This is a genomic window from Parasphingorhabdus pacifica, assembly GCF_054779195.1.
This window is the reverse complement of record NZ_BAAGYS010000006.1, coordinates 687,148-701,588: the sequence shown is the minus strand read 5'-3', so window position 1 is coordinate 701,588 and position 14,441 is coordinate 687,148. Positions and strand designations below refer to the sequence as shown.

The 14,441-nt window shown below is 68.3% G+C and carries 13 protein-coding genes; 7 read left to right on the top strand and 6 right to left on the bottom strand.

Annotation, left to right across the window (positions count from 1 at the left end; translation table 11 throughout):
* The first annotated feature begins 273 nt into the window (after positions 1-273).
* Positions 274-480 (top strand): hypothetical protein, encoded by a 207-nt coding sequence (locus ACYVAN_RS09360; RefSeq protein ID WP_460957784.1) that lies wholly within the window; start codon positions 274-276, stop codon positions 478-480.
* 581 nt (positions 481-1,061) lie between these two features.
* Here the strand turns inward: ACYVAN_RS09360 and ACYVAN_RS09355 are convergent.
* Entirely contained in the window at positions 1,062-1,598 is a 537-nt protein-coding gene (locus ACYVAN_RS09355) for a histone-like nucleoid-structuring protein Lsr2 (RefSeq protein ID WP_460957782.1), read from the bottom strand.
* Positions 1,599-1,991: 393 nt separating this feature from the next.
* Between ACYVAN_RS09355 and ACYVAN_RS09350 the strand changes: the two genes are divergently transcribed.
* Complete coding sequence (locus tag ACYVAN_RS09350; RefSeq protein ID WP_460957780.1) at positions 1,992-2,339, top strand: histone-like nucleoid-structuring protein Lsr2; 348 nt, start codon at positions 1,992-1,994, stop codon at positions 2,337-2,339.
* A gap of 112 nt (positions 2,340-2,451) precedes the next feature.
* Here ACYVAN_RS09350 and rbsK read toward each other — a convergent pair whose 3' ends face one another.
* A complete protein-coding gene (gene rbsK / locus ACYVAN_RS09345; protein WP_460957778.1) occupies positions 2,452-3,360 on the bottom strand; it encodes a ribokinase in 909 nt (302 codons plus the stop codon).
* Positions 3,361-3,500: 140 nt separating this feature from the next.
* On the opposite strand from rbsK, the gene ACYVAN_RS09340 reads away from it, so the two are divergent.
* Positions 3,501-4,598, top strand: coding sequence for a hypothetical protein (locus ACYVAN_RS09340; RefSeq protein ID WP_460957776.1), 1,098 nt, complete (start codon positions 3,501-3,503; stop codon positions 4,596-4,598).
* 121 nt (positions 4,599-4,719) lie between these two features.
* Here the strand turns inward: ACYVAN_RS09340 and ACYVAN_RS09335 are convergent, their stop codons facing one another.
* The 4 genes from ACYVAN_RS09335 to ACYVAN_RS09320 form a co-directional block, all read right to left on the bottom strand.
* Positions 4,720-5,592: a spermidine synthase gene (locus ACYVAN_RS09335; protein WP_460957774.1), complete on the bottom strand. Its 873-nt coding sequence runs from the start codon at positions 5,590-5,592 to the stop codon at positions 4,720-4,722.
* A gap of 31 nt (positions 5,593-5,623) precedes the next feature.
* Positions 5,624-6,025, bottom strand: coding sequence for an adenosylmethionine decarboxylase (gene speD / locus ACYVAN_RS09330; RefSeq protein WP_460957772.1), 402 nt, complete (start codon positions 6,023-6,025; stop codon positions 5,624-5,626).
* Positions 6,026-6,104: 79 nt separating this feature from the next.
* A complete protein-coding gene (locus ACYVAN_RS09325; RefSeq protein WP_460957770.1) occupies positions 6,105-7,328 on the bottom strand; it encodes a type III PLP-dependent enzyme in 1,224 nt (407 codons plus the stop codon).
* A gap of 213 nt (positions 7,329-7,541) precedes the next feature.
* Entirely contained in the window at positions 7,542-9,077 is a 1,536-nt protein-coding gene (locus tag ACYVAN_RS09320; RefSeq protein ID WP_460957768.1) for a PucR family transcriptional regulator, read from the bottom strand.
* 249 nt (positions 9,078-9,326) lie between these two features.
* Here ACYVAN_RS09320 and ACYVAN_RS09315 point away from each other — a divergent pair, with 249 nt between their 5' ends.
* The 4 genes from ACYVAN_RS09315 to pucD are packed head-to-tail and all read left to right on the top strand — an operon-like array spanning position 9,327 to position 14,428.
* Positions 9,327-10,220, top strand: a complete 894-nt coding sequence (locus tag ACYVAN_RS09315) for an FAD binding domain-containing protein (RefSeq protein ID WP_460957766.1) — start codon at positions 9,327-9,329, stop codon at positions 10,218-10,220.
* Positions 10,211-10,687: a (2Fe-2S)-binding protein gene (locus ACYVAN_RS09310; RefSeq protein WP_460957764.1), complete on the top strand. Its 477-nt coding sequence runs from the start codon at positions 10,211-10,213 to the stop codon at positions 10,685-10,687. Before ACYVAN_RS09315 ends, ACYVAN_RS09310 begins: the two co-directional genes overlap by 10 nt.
* Positions 10,684-12,069 carry an 8-oxoguanine deaminase gene (locus ACYVAN_RS09305; RefSeq protein ID WP_460957762.1) on the top strand — a complete coding sequence of 462 codons (1,386 nt, stop codon included), beginning with the start codon at positions 10,684-10,686 and terminating at the stop codon, positions 12,067-12,069. The genes ACYVAN_RS09310 and ACYVAN_RS09305 overlap by 4 nt, the downstream gene beginning before the upstream one ends.
* 34 nt (positions 12,070-12,103) lie before the next feature.
* A complete protein-coding gene (pucD, locus tag ACYVAN_RS09300) occupies positions 12,104-14,428 on the top strand; it encodes a xanthine dehydrogenase subunit D (protein WP_460957760.1) in 2,325 nt (774 codons plus the stop codon).
* The last annotated feature ends 13 nt before the right edge of the window (positions 14,429-14,441 follow it).

Here is a 14,441-nt window from a genome sequence, read left to right as displayed (position 1 = left end):
TCAACACCCAGTCCGAAAACCCGAACCCGAAGTCCGAAGCAGTCCGCCCTGTTCCGTGCTGACATCGAAAACTCTACACACCCACGAAACCTCACCGACAACACCCCCGGTCGTGCATCAAAACCCCAGGTCGCGCGCATCGGCGGCGCGCGTTCGCGATTCATCGGCAGAACGTGGGCGGCTTTGCACCTTCGGGTGATCATCTGTTCTATGTCGTCAATGGGACCGACGCACAGGTAGCCTGAGAAGTCGATCGTCCGAACGGGGGTAGCAGTGGACTCAACGCCCATCTACACCGAACTCCAGCAGAAGCTCACCGACCCCGAGGAGAACAACTGGGGGCCGAGCGAACCGCCGGAGTTCGTGGCAACGCTGTCGGAACACACGGAAGAACCCGAACAGGCCCAGCCCGAGCCCAAGAAGTCACAGCGGAAGAACGCATCCCGCGCCGGCGGACGCAGACATCGCGCTGAAGACTGACCGGTCCGTCCGTGGAAACCGCGCGGAACCGCACCGCGGTTCGAAACCGCGGTGCGGTTCGGCCGACGAGCGCTCGCGCGCCGCTACACTTCTCCGCGCGCCGCTGCACTTCCACGCCCGGCGCTGCACTTCCACGCCCGGCGCTGCCGTTTCGTACGGAGTCCCCACCCGACCGGCGCAGTACTCGGATGCCGCCAACCCTCAGGCAGATCGAGAAGACCCGCCCGCCGGCTCCGCTCCATCGGCTCCACGCCACTGATCTCGCGTCACCAGTCCTGCGGACGGCCGGCCGCTCATGCCCGCCCGTCGACGTTGTGCCGCTGATCCTGTGCCACTGACCCTGTGCCACTGGCTCCACGCCCCAGCGCATCACCGCCCCTGACCCTGCGCCACTGGCCCAGCACCATTGGCTCCGGCCCCGGGGCAGGGCTTCCGCGCGTGGTCGAGCCGCGGAACAGCACACGCCCGGCAAATCCGCACGAACCACGGCCCGATGGCCGGCCGGTGGTGTCCGCGCACCGGAGCCGACGGCCCATCCTGCTGCGGTCCGGCGCGCACGAGCCGCTCCGCCGAACGAGCACTCACTCCACGGCGGAGGAAAACTGCGGGAGCGAGACGGCGGGCACCCGGCCCGACTCCTGTTCCGAGTCCTGCTGTTCCTCGCTCTGCTGTTCCGAGGCCTGTTCCTGGCTTTGCAAGCTCTCGGACTCCGGCGAAGGAGCGTCCGGTTTTACCGATTCCGCTTGCGGCGCCGACTGCGAATCCTTGTCGGCCCTTCCGGCAGCCCCGGCCGACTCGGATTGGGTCTTCTTGTTCAAGTGCTCCCGGGTTCGCTGGGCGGCGCCGCGAATCTGCTCGGTGAGCTGCTTGTTGACCTGCCGCGTTTCCCGCTCCTCGCGCTGCTGCTCCCGCTCCTGCTCGCGGGTGTCGCGCGAAACGCGCTGCTCCTTGCTCCGAGAACGTTCGATATAGCGAGCGAACAGCGAACGTAGCTCCTTGGCATGCCGTTCGCTCAGGTCGATTTCATAGGACACACCGTCCAGCGCGAAAGTGACAGTGTGCTGGGCTGGTGACCCGTCGATGTCGTCGACGAGTTCGACCTGAATCCGCTCGGCCATGATCACCTGTCTCGGGAACGTGCCCCGCCTCGATCCGCGACACTTGCAGGCGAGACTCCTGCGACACTGACCACGTTGTAGCACGCGGCATCGCGGTTGTCTCGGATACAACGATAGAACACTCACCACGGAGGCCTGAGAACCGCCGTGCGGGGCTCACCCGTTCCCCGTCCGGCCGCCGCTGTCGGCCACCTTCCGCACACAGTATCCCACGAGCTCAAAATCGAAAAAGTAACCTGAAGCACAGCCGGGGAAGATCGTCTTCGCGCGGACAACGGACCAAGGGCGAACAACGGGTGGCACATTCTTGCAACAATCGTTTATTGTTCGCACGCCCTTCGACGTAAGCTCGTGCGAAGGCCAAGAAAAACCATCCGGAATCGAGGGTTACCAGTGGCGCAGAAGGTCACCGTTCAGCTCGTTGACGACGTCGACGGCTCGGAAGCGGAGTCCACGGTCGAGTTCAGTTTGGACGGCGTCGACTACACGATTGACCTGTCCGAGGACAACGCGACGAAACTTCGCGACGCTTTGGCTTCCTACGTGTCGAGCGCTCGCCGCACCGGCGGCCGCAAGCGGCCCGGCGGCAAAGCGAACAAGAGCGCCTCGGCAGCCCCCAGCGCAGCGGACCGTGAGCGCAACCAGGCCATTCGCGAGTGGGCCCGTGAACAGGGCATGCAGGTTTCGGATCGCGGCCGGATCCCTTCGGAGATCGTCGAGGCGTACGACAAGGCCAAGTGAGCCCACTTGTCGCGGGCGACCCCCCGGAGAACGAGAACGCAATCCGGGGGTCACCCACGAAGGGTTACTCCGCATTTACCGCTCGTGCGCGGAATGCCCCGCGGTGCCTCTTTTAGTCTTCGAACGCACCGGAACGGAAGTCCATTATCTCCCGCCGTGTAGGCATGGAGCTGCTCGCGCCGTTTCGTTGCACCGACAACGCGGAAGCGGCCGAAGCCACTTCCAGCGACTCCGGCATGTCGGCGCCTTCCACTCGTAGCGCGCCGAGCGCCCCTACGAATGTGTCGCCTGCCGCGGTCGTATCCACCGCCCGCACGGGATAACTGGGAATTACGAGACTCTCGTCCGACCGGTTTCCGTAAAGTGCCCCCTCGCTACCCAGGGTGATCACTACCTCGGGAACGAGTTCGAGCAGCGCGTCCAGCGCGCGCCGTGGCTCGGAGTGCCCGGTGAGCACCTCCGCCTCGTGCTCGTTGGGCACCAGCAGGTCCACGTTCGCCAGGAGGCTCGCCGGGAGCTCCGCCGCGGGAGCCGGTGTCAACACCACCGGGACGCCGTTCCGCTTCGCCACGGCGGCCGCCGATTCGACTCCACGCAGCGGGATTTCGAGCTGGAGCAGAAGGATGCGGGACTCCGCGATGATCCGTTCGTCCTCCGCTCGGAGCTCGTCCAGCGTCCCGTTCGCCCCCGGCACGATCACAATGGAGTTGCCGCCTTCGTCGTCGACCACGATATGGGCGGTCCCGCTGGCACCCGGCTCGGTGCGGAGACGATCCGTCCGTACCCAGAAACCTTCGAGACCGGCGCGCAGCTGGGAGCCCAGCTCGTCGGAACCGACGGCACCGAGCATCTGCACGGTCGCTCCGGCCCGCGCAGCCGCGATCGCCTGGTTGGCCCCCTTACCTCCCTGGATGGTCCGGAACTCGCGTCCGGCCACGGTTTCGCCTCGCTTCGGCGCCGTGGCTGCGTAGGCCACGAGATCCATGTTGCAGCTGCCGAATACCGTCACAGTCGTCGTCACCCCCACATGATTGCCGATCCGTGTTTCCCAGACGGGCAGGCTCGCCTCGAACGCGCTTTCGGTTCCGTTGGTGGCACCGTCGGGTCGAGGCAGAACCGGCGTCGTAACATGCCCCCAACCGGTCAGGAGAGGCGAGAAGCGTGGACTACGTGGTGACGGCGGAGCTGGAACCGCCGGTCGAGGCGACAGCAATGGACGCCCTGCAGCAGGAAGGGGTAGCTGCGCTGCTGGATCGCCAGCTCGCGCTGGTCGAGGGAGTGTCGGGCCCGGAGGACGACGACATCGATGTGCTGGACTATCGGATCAACGTGCACCCGGACCGAGCCAGCGTCGTGCTCGTGTTGGACGCGCCTTCGCTCATGTCGGCCGAATCGGCGGCCGCGACCGTGCTCGACGAGCTGCTCGGCGAAATCGAGTTGCTGACCGGGTGGACGGTCGCGGAATCCGAGGTGCGGATTACCGAGGACGAGTTCAACCAGAGTCTGGCGGCCGCCGACGACGCCTCCGGTGAGACCGCAGGCGACACGGCGCTGGAAGCCGCCATCGAGGAGGCGCTGGAAAGTTCGGACGAGAGCGAACCCGCTCTGGACACCGAGCACTGGCGCAAGAAACTGGCCGAGTCGGCCCCTCAGCTGCGCGCATTCGATCTCGGGGCGTTCAGCCACGAGGAGGGCGGGGATGCCGAGGAGGCGCAACTGGCGGCCGGGGCGCTGATCCACGCGGTGCGCGTGGTCACCGACGAGATCTTCTACGACGAACTGGCGCTGGCGATCAACAACGCCAGCGTGCGGGACGCGGTGGGTCTGCTGGTGCTGGAGGAGCTGCCGCCCTGCTACGACCACCGCTACGACTCGTTGTTCGCACGGGCACTGCTGCTGTCGTCGGCGGCGGTGGCAGCACGCCTCGCCGGACCGGAGTGGACGGCTCCCCGGTGCACGGCCGAGTGCCTGGCGTTGCATCTGTTCATCAACGAGGCTCAGGTGCTGCTCGAGGCAGCCGACTTGATGGAGTGGAGCCAGAGCACGCCGCTGTTCAACGCGTTCCTTCAGCGCGCGGTGCACGACAGGGAATACGAGCGGCTCTTCGAACTCGACTTCGACGCCGAGGACGAAGCCGATCTCACCCGGCTCGACGGCGAGCTGCGCAGCCGCGGACTCGCCTTCGACCAGTGGTTCCTCCCGCGGACTACCGATACGGGTGCCGCCGGTGGCCTGCACCCGTACCTGCAGTCGCTCTGAACGCGAACACCGTTCGCCGGGCAGGCGTGATCAGCAGGCGGTGACGAACAGCGGGCGGGCAGCTCGGCGGTCGGTCGACCGGGGAGCTGCCCGCCTCGTTCGGCCCGGGCCGTCCCGTCGATCAGTCCTGGTTGCGCACGGAATGCGGTGGAACGGTGCAGCCGATCAGGCTCGCGTCGTCGATGGTGGACGGGGTGTAGGGGCAGTCCGGGATGGCTTCCAACATGACGTTGGTCGGGTCGTCGATCAGTTCGACCCTGCCGAAGAGGAATGCCCACTCGTGCTCGTCCGCACCGAAGTAGGTCACGGTGTCGAACACCGACCGGAACCGGTTGTAGGCACGGATCAGAGTCGTGTTCCGCCAGATGGTGGGGCACCCCGCCTGTACCGCGAGTACACCTCCCGGCGAGAGCACCGTCTGGCAGCGCTGGATGAACTCCAGGCCGTAGAGCCGGTTGTGCTGACCGTCCTCGTCGTCCTCCCGCTCGTCCGGCAGGTCCACGACGACCATGTCGTAGCCTTCGGGCGGGGCCTGGTCGAGGAAGCTCCAGCCGTCGGCGTAGTGCAGGCTGATCGGCCCCTCGCCGCGTTCGGCCGCCGCCAGCTCGTCCGGGCTGTAGCCGTAGGGCAGGTGCTCAGCGCAGGCCCGGACGCACTCGCTGTCGATGTCGACGTGGTCGACCCTGCTCGCACCGGCAGCCACCGCCATCTGGCTGGCCACGCCCTCGCTCGATCCGACGATCAGCACTCGGTCGAGCTGGGCGGCCAGCAGGAAGCCCGGAACCATCATGGCCTCGTGATAGACCAGCTGGGAGAACTCGGTGCTCTGTCGGTCGTCGTCGCAGAACAGGGAGACTCCCTGGCCGGTTTGACCGATCACCACGTTCTGGTAGGCGGTGTCGCCCTCCCACAGCACGTTGTCGACCCGCCACAGCCGGCGCATGTCCTCGCCCAGCGGTTCTTGAATCCAGCGCTGCCCGTCGAGTTCGATCAACGGTGGTCCTCCTCGAAAATCTTCGACCGGATCACGGCGCGAGTTCGGCGTCGTGATCCCGGCCACGGCGGATGGTCTGAGTGTTCACCGAAGCCGGTCGCAGCGCCTCCGCGATCAGTTCGACCGCCCGCTCCGGCTGCGCGGTGTGCCCGCAGGTGAAGACGTCGATGAAAATCGATCCGTCCTCCGGGTAGGTGTGCAGCGAAGCGTGGGACTCCGAGAGCAGGGCGAGCACGGTGACGCCCTGCGGCTCGAACCTTTTCGCGATCACTTCACACACCGTGGCCTGTGACCTGCTGAGGGCACTGTCCAGGGTGTCCCGTAGGAACTGCTCGTCATCGAGCAGCTCTGGTTTCACTCCTTCGAGTTCAGCCAGGACGTGGTGCCCGGTGAACAGACCGACCTTTTGCAGGGTTCCGGCGTCAATCGACATCTATCGACCTCCCAACATTTCGCAGATTTCGCCCCAGATGAATCCTTTTCGAGCCGCCCCGGCGAGGGCCGGCCGGTGCTCAGGGCATTTCGTCGGCATCGATGCAGTGCGTCGGCAACGGGGCGAAACCGTTGAACCCGACCGAGGAATAACTCGCCGTGTACGCGCCCGTACTGAGCAGCTCCACCCGGTCGCCGCCCCGGAGGGTCGTCGGCAGTTCGTAGCGGGTGTGCTGGTAGAGCACGTCATCACCATCGCAGGTCGGTCCGGCGAGTACGACCGCTCCGGTGGTGTCGCCGTCGCGGGACGTGCGGAGGCGGTAGGTGATCGCCTCGCCTTCGGTCTCGGCCAGGCCGTTGTAGCGTCCGATGTCGAGGTAGACCCACCGACGTCCGCTACCCCCGGATTCTTCGGTGACGAGCACGACTTCGCTGCTCAGCACCCCGGCATCACCGACGATGTGCCTGCCGGGCTCGATCAGCAGCTCCGGTCGGTCGGCACCGAAGTGCCTGTCCAGCGCCTGCTCGATGCGTTGTGCGTAGTCCGCCAGCGGCGGCGCCTCATCGGTGTATCCGGCAGGCAGTCCACCCCCGAGGTTCACCATCCGCAGTCCGACGCCTCGGGATGCGAGGCCTTCGAAGACTTCGCGTGCTGCTCTGACCCCGTGCTCCCATGCGGTGGGGTCGAGCTGTTGGGATCCAATGTGGAACGAGACACCGTAGGCTTCGAGTCCGAGGGCGTCGGCACGCTCCAGGAGCTGCACGGCGGTCTCCGGCGGGCAACCGAACTTTCGCCCGAACGGCGTACGGGATCCCTTGTTGTCCACCAGGATCCGGCAGAACACCCGGGAGCCGGGCGCTACCTCGGCGATGTTGGTCAGGTCCGCTTCGCTGTCGGTGGCGAACAGTCGCACGCCCCGCTCGTAGGCACGAGCCACATCGGACCGCTTCTTGATCGTGTTTCCGTAGGAGAGCGAACCGGCGTCAGCGCCCTGTGCCAGGCACAGGTCGATCTCGCCGGGACTCGCGATGTCGAAGGAAGCCCCCAGGCCAACCAGCTCCCGCACGACCTCCGGGGTGGGATTCGCCTTGACTGCATAGCAGATCCGCGTGTCGGGAAGGGCCGACCGCAGTCCCGCGTAGCGGCTGCGCACCGCGCCCAGGTCCATCACCAGGCACGGGGTTTCGGGTGCGTTCCGGTCGAGGAATTCCCGGATGCGCTCGGGGGAAGTGGCCGCGCTGTCGGCGACACCCATGCCGCTCGGGCGGTCCGTCACACCGGTGGTGGCGGACAGGTTGGTCAATCCTGGTACCTCCGTCTTCCGGCCATGCGCCTGACGCGCAGGTCAATCTCGTGCTGGCATTGCCATGTACCGACCAAGCACGGTACCGCTCACCGCAGCGGATTTCGAATCCCTGCCTCCCGCGACCTCCGATGGCGGCGCCACATGTGACCACTCCCACGAGCGCCCCAGCGCGGACGGAAAGACGGAGACGCAAAAGAGCCCGACCGTCCGTCACCCGCGATGGGTCTCACCGGTTTCGCGCGCGAGTTCGAGTGCCAGGTAGAAGTCCACGCGGTCCGGGAAGTGCGCCAGATCCCGTCCGGTTATCTCCTCGATGCGCCGTATCCGGTATCGGAGTGTGTTGACGTGCACGTGGAGCTGTTTCGCACAACGCGACCACGATGCTGAATGTTCCAGAAAAACCCGCAGTGTCCGCACGAGGTCCGAATGGTGACCTCTGTCGTAAGCGACGAGTTTTCCGAGTAGCCGGTCGGAGTACGAATCGCGCAGTCCGTCGGGAACGGAGGCCAGCAGCACCTGGTGCGAGGCGAGTTCGGCCGCGGTGGCGATCGCCGCGTTCGGTGGGCGGCGGTCGGCGAGCCTGCGCGCGTGGTTCGCCTCTTCCAGCGCACCACGCAGGCCGCCCACCGAGCTGACGTCGCTGAGTCCGAGCGCGACCGGAGCAGCATCCGCGACCCGACTCATTCCTCCAAGCGCTTTCCGCAACAACTCTTCCAGTTCGGCCAGCCGCGCAGCGTCGTCGACGAACAGTGCCGACGCGCCGTCGTGCAGCGGCGCCGTGACCGCGGGCAAGCCGGTGGCCGCGGCGAGCTCCCGCAGGAGCGCCGACGAGCTGCCCACCGCCGTGCCGAGTTCGACCACCCGCAATGGCATTCCGGCAGGCAGCCCGGCCGCGTCCAGGGCAGCGACGACCTCGGGTGGGCCCGCGCTGCCGTCGAGCAGCCTGCGCAGAACGGTCTCGACGGACCGTCCCGCGATACGACGTACCTCGTCGATCCGCGTTCGCACCAGAGCGACCACGATGCCCAGCTCGACGGCAACGGCTTCCTGCTCGGAAGCCGACATCTCCTCATCGACTCGGATCGCCACGAACCAGCGCGCCGCTCGCGGTTCCACGTCCGACCCACCGGGCCACAACGCGAACACCTCCGACTCGCTGAGCCGGACGCGTTTGGGCAGCCGCTCGGATTCCAGGTAGGCGCGCACCAGCTCGGTGACCACCCGCTCCGGCGGTCCGGGCGTGCCGCCCACGCACCACCCGGCCGCCGACAGGACCAAGCACTCCACACCGAGTTCGGCGGAAGCCATCGCCAGCACCCGGTCGAGGTCTGCGCCCGCCGCGATGGCCGAGACGAGTTCCCTGCGGGGCGCCGAGGCTTTGCGCTGCGCGCGCAGCACCCGCTCGGTGAGGGTGTTGAAGCTGACCGACAGCGGAACCTCGAAGATCGGCAACCCCTGCCTGCGGCATTCCGCCACGAGGTCGTCGGGCGCATGCCCGAGCCGTGCGGTCCCGGCCGCCAGTCCGGCCACCCCCGCATCGACGAGGGCTTGGACGAATCGCCGGGAGTCGTTCTCGTCGTTGTGCCAGACCAGCCCGCTGAGGACCAGTTCGCCGCCTTCCAGGTACCTGCGGGGGTCGATGAGGTCCGTGACGTAGACGCCCCGGATCTCGCACTCGGCGTGGTCCTCGCCGCTGCGCGGCACCAGGCCGAGATCCGGGTCGGCAAGCAGTTCGCTCAGCAGCATCCGGGCATCTTCACCTCTCCGCGTGCGAGCCGTACACCTCGCCGTCCGCCAAGCGGGCACGCGACCACCGAGATTTGTAGGAAGATACCAACCGACCCGTCTTACCGGCAGCTTCTTCGGCACATTCGCCGCTATGCAATCCCGGCCCGGTAGCTGTGTACTGATTCACAACGGCCACCGCGTCCCGCAGCAGACGGCGGGTCACGCAGGTGGAGCCGCCCCACGCCCGGACCGGGTCGAGCTCGACCGATGGAGACGACAGTGGACTTCCTGCGCCCCCGCACTTGGCGCGAAGCTCTCGACGCCAAGGCCACCAACCCCGACGCGATACCGATCGCAGGCGGCACCGACGTCATGGTCGGGGTGAACTTCGATCACCTCCGCCCGAACGCGCTGCTCGACCTCACCGGCGTGTCCGAGATCGCCGGGTGGACGGAGGACGGCTCCCGGCTGCGGATCGGTGCCGGACTGCCCTACGCGCGCCTGATCAACGAACTCGGCGACCGGTTGCCCGGCCTGGCGATCGCCTCCCGCACCGTCGGCTCACCGCAGATCCGCAACCGAGGGACCGTCGGTGGAAACCTCGGTTCGGCCTCCCCCGCCGGTGACGCACACCCACCGCTGCTGGCCGGCGGGGCCGAGGTGGAGGTGGAGTCTGTGCGGGGCAAGCGCACCGTCCCGATCGCGGAGTTCTTCACGGGCCCGAAGCGAAACGCGCTGGCCGCCGACGAGCTCATCGCCGCCGTGCACGTCCGAGCCGCGACGGGGGCGCAGCAGTTCTCCAAGATCGGCACCCGGAACGCGATGGTCATCGCCGTGTGCGCCTTCGCGGTCGCGTTGCATCCGCGCGAGCAGCGCGTGGGCACCGGCATCGGGTCGGCCGCACCGACACCCATCCGGGCGACCGCCGCCGAGGACTTCCTCGCAGGGGAACTCGTGGCCTCGGGCCAGTGGGACGCTCCGCGACCGCTGCCGGATTCCGTGACCGGGCGATTCGCTTCGCTCGTCGCCGAGGCCGCCAACCCCATCGACGATGTTCGCGGCACCGCCGGATACCGCCGTCACGCACTGGAAGTGATGGCACGCCGGACCCTCATCTGGGTTTGGTCAGACCACTGCGCAGGGAGGTTGGCATGCGCCTGAACATGACCGTCAACGGCGAACGAGTCGAGACCGACGACGTCTGGGAGGGCGAGAGCCTGCTGTACGTACTCCGGGAGCGGCTCGGACTCCCCGGCTCGAAGAACGCGTGCGAGCAGGGCGAATGCGGCTCGTGCACGGTTTACCTCGACGGCGTGCCCGCCTGTGCCTGCCTGGTCGCGGCCGGTCAGGCGCAGGAACGCGAGGTCGGCACCGTCGAAGGGCTCGCCGACCGGGAACAGCTCGCACCGGTGCAGGAGGCGTTCGTCGAAGCGGGCGCCGTGCAGTGCGGATTCTGCACGCCGGGGCTGCTGGTGCAGGCCCACGACCTGCTCGCGCGGCGGCCCGACCCCACGGACGCCGAAATCCGGGAATCGCTGGCCGGAAACCTGTGCCGGTGCACCGGTTACGAGAAGATCATGGACGCGGTACGGCTGGCGGCCGACCGCACCGGCGGGGACGCCGCATGAGCAGGACCGTCATCGAGGGCGGCGCGGTGATCACGGTCGACCGCTCCGGCAACGGACTCGGTGCCGGAACCGAGTACGCGGAAGGGCACGTGGTCGTGGACGACGGCCGCATCGTCTCGGTCGGTTCCGGTTCCGCACCCGAACAGGACGAGCCGGTGCGGCGCATCGATGCCACCGGGTGCGTCGTCACACCAGGACTGGTCAACACCCACCAGCACCTCTACCAGTGGGCGACGCGCGGCTACGCGCCCGACTCCGGGTTGTTCGACTGGCTCACCGCGTTGTACCCCGTGTGGGCGGGCATCGACGAAGAGATCACTCGGGCGGCGGCCTCGGCCGGGTTGGGCTGGATGGCGCTGTCCGGGTGCACGACCGCGGCCGACCACCACTACGTCTTCCCCAGCGGCGGCGGTGACGTGTTCGCGGCGGTCGTTTCGGCGGCCCACCGCATCGGCATCCGGTTGCACGCGGTACGCGGCTCGATGGACCGAGGCCGATCGCACGGCGGACTCCCGCCCGACCGGGTGGTGGAAGACCTCGACACGGCGCTCGCGGGCACCGACGAGGCCATCGATCGCTTCCACGATCCGGCTTTCGACGCCCGCGTCCGGGTCGCCGCAGGACCGTGCTCTCCGTTTTCGGTGAGCGCGGAGCTGATGCGCCGTGCCGCCGAACTCGCCCGCGCACGCGGCGTCCGGCTGCACACCCACCTGGCCGAGACGACAGACGAGCACGAGCGCTGCGTGGCCGAGACCGGCCGCACCCCCGTCGAGTACGCCGAGGAACTCGGCTGGCTCGGTCCCGATGTCTGGCTGGCGCACACCATCCACCTGCCCGACAAGGGCATCCGCCGACTCGGCGAAACCGGTACGGGCGCCGCGCACTGCCCCGCTTCGAACGGCCGACTGGGCGCCGGGACCGCTCCGGCCCGCGCCTTGATCGATGCCGGCGTCCCCGTCGGACTGGGGGTCGACGGGACCGCGTCGAACGAGGCGGGCGGCCTCGGGCACGAGATGCGGCAGGCCGTGCTGACCGCGCGAGCGAGGTTCGGTCCGGAAGCGCTGTCGTCCCGCGAGTCCCTGTGGATGGCCACCCGCGCGGGCGCGCGCTGCCTGGGCAGGGAGGACGAGATCGGCTCGCTCGAACCGGGCAAGCTCGCCGACTTGGCCGTGTGGCGCATCGACGGGCTGGGGCACGCCGGGATCGCGGATCCGGTCGCGGCTCTGGTGCTGGGACCGCTGCCGATGCTGGACCGCCTGCTGTGCGGTGGCGAACCCGTGGTCGACGGCGGCGAGCTCACCCACGCCCCGGAGGCCGAACTCGCCCGGGACGCCGGTGCGGCGAGTCGCAGACTTGCCCGATCCGCGGAAGCAATGTCATGACCGATTCCCGAGGCACATCGACGGAGGTGGCCCCGTGAGCCAGGCACCAGCACACACCCCGCAGGACCTCAACGACGCCATCGCGGGCGGGATCGGCGAATCGCCGCTACGCCCCGACGGCACGCTCAAGGTGCGCGGCGAGTTCGCGTACTCCTCGGACCTGTGGGCCGACGACATGCTGTGGGGCGCGACGTTGCGCAGCCCTCATCCGCACGCGCGGATCAACTCGATCGACATCGGGCCGGCGCTGAAGCTTCCCGGAGTGCACGCCGTGCTCACGCACGAGGACGTTCCGGGCGAGAACATCTACGGCCTGAAGATCGTCGACCAGCCCGTGCTCGCGGGCGAGGTGGTGCGGTTCCGGGGCGAGCCGGTCGCGCTGGTCGCCGCCGACCACCCGGAGACCGCCCGGCGGGCCCTCGACCGCATCGCGGTCGACTACGAGGTGCTCGAGCCGGTCACCGACCCGGAGCTGGCCGCACACGACGATTCGCTGCCCGCGCTGCACCCGGGCGGCAACGTCGTGCGGCACCAGACGATCGTCAAGGGTGATCCGGAAGCCACCGCCGACGTGGTCGTCTCCGATGTGTACACCGTGGGCATGCAGGACCAGGCCTTCCTCGGGCCGGAGTCCGGGCTGGCGATTCCGGCCGAGGACGGCGGCGTCGACCTGTACCTCGCCACCCAGGACCTGCACTCGGACCTGAAGCAGACGGCGAGGGCGCTCGGCCTCCCGGAGGACAAGGTCCGCATGACGCTTTCGGGGGTCGGCGGGGCGTTCGGCGGCAGGGAGGACCTGTCGATCCAGGTTCACACCTGCATGCTGGCGCTGCACACCGACCGACCGGTCAAGATGGTCTACAACCGGGAGGAGTCGTTCTACGGCCACGTGCATCGCCACCCGGCCAAGATGTACTACGAGCACGGCGCCACCTCCGACGGCGAGTTGGTGTACGTCCGGGCGACGCAGTACTTCGACGGTGGCGCCTACGCGTCGAAGACCCCGGTGGTCGTCGGCAACGGCACCACGCTCGGCGTCGGGCCGTACCGGGTTCCGAACGTCCGGATGGACGGTTGGGGCCTCTACACCAACAACCCGCCGTGCGGAGCGATGCGGGGCCTGGGAGCGGTGCAGCCCACGTTCGCCTACGAGTCCCAGATGGACAAGCTGGCCGCCGCGCTCCGAATGGATCCCGCGGAACTGCGCATCCGCAACGCGATGAGCCGCGGCGACTCCACCCCCACCGGGCAGATCGTGGACTCGCCGGCTCCGGTGGCCGAGCTGCTCGAACGCCTGCGGGCGATGCCGCTGCCCGAACAACCGTCCGGTGAGCCGGTGGACATCCGCGAGCTGCCGGGTGGTGCCTCGAACACGACCCACGGCGAAGGGGTCGTGCGCGGCGTCGGCTACGGCGTGACCATCAAGAACATCTGCTACGCCGAGGGCGCCGACGACTACTCCACCGCACGGGTGCGGCTGCAGGCCATTGCCGGTGAGCCGGTCGCGCTGGTGCACACGGCAGCGGCCGAGGTCGGCCAGGGGCTGGTGACGGTGCAGCAGCAGATCGCGCGCACCGAACTCGGCGTGGAGCGAGTCACCATCCACCCGAACGACACCGCGGTCGGCGCCGCCGGTTCGAGCTCGGCCTCCCGGCAGACCTACGTCACCGGCGGCGCGGTGAAAACCGCATGCGAAGCGGTGCGCACCGAACTGCTGGAGCGGGTCGCGGCCGAACGCGGTGAGCGGGTCTCCGACCTGTCCCTCGGCGGCGGGAAGGTCATCTCGGCGGTCAACGGGGTGCTGGCCGACCTGGTCGAGGTCCTCGGCGAGGAAATCGTGGAGGAGACCAGGCGGTTCCACCACCTGGAGACCCTTCCGTTGGACGAGCTGGGCCGCAGCGCACGCGCCCAGGTCCAGCACGCGTTTTCCGCGCACCGCGCGATCGTCGACGTGGACGTGGAGCTGGGGCTGGTTAAGGTGGTGCGGCTGGACTGCGTGCAGGACGTCGGCAAGGCGGTCAACCCGGACGCGGTCATCGGCCAGATCCAGGGTGGCTCCGCGCAGGGGCTGGGACTCGCCGTGATGGAGGAAGTCCTGGTGGACGGGGGCGGCATCCGAAATCCCTCGTTCACCGACTACCTGATCCCGACGATCCTCGACATGCCGCCGATGGAGATCGAAATCCTAGAGCGGGGCGATCCCAACGCGCCCTACGGACTTCGCGGCGTGGGCGAACCGCCCACGATCTCGACCACACCCGCCGTGGTGTCCGCGATCCGCGCGGCCACCGGCGAACCGCTCCCCCACACGCCGGTGGCACCGGAACACATCGCGGGCAGCACCGCGCGTCCGTCCTGAACCGACCGATCGA

What these genes read in the sequence shown, in the direction of transcription:
- ACYVAN_RS09355 (WP_460957782.1), bottom strand. Translation starts at nt 1,598, where the DNA reads ATGGCCGAGCGGATTCAGGTCGAACTCGTCGACGACATCGACGGGTCA.
- speD (WP_460957772.1), bottom strand. Translation starts at nt 6,025, where the DNA reads ATGTCGATTGACGCCGGAACCCTGCAAAAGGTCGGTCTGTTCACCGGG.
- ACYVAN_RS09320 (WP_460957768.1), bottom strand. Translation starts at nt 9,077, where the DNA reads ATGCTGCTGAGCGAACTGCTTGCCGACCCGGATCTCGGCCTGGTGCCG.
- ACYVAN_RS09315 (WP_460957766.1), top strand. Translation starts at nt 9,327, where the DNA reads ATGGAGACGACAGTGGACTTCCTGCGCCCCCGCACTTGGCGCGAAGCT.
- ACYVAN_RS09310 (WP_460957764.1), top strand. Translation starts at nt 10,211, where the DNA reads ATGCGCCTGAACATGACCGTCAACGGCGAACGAGTCGAGACCGACGAC.
- ACYVAN_RS09305 (WP_460957762.1), top strand. Translation starts at nt 10,684, where the DNA reads ATGAGCAGGACCGTCATCGAGGGCGGCGCGGTGATCACGGTCGACCGC.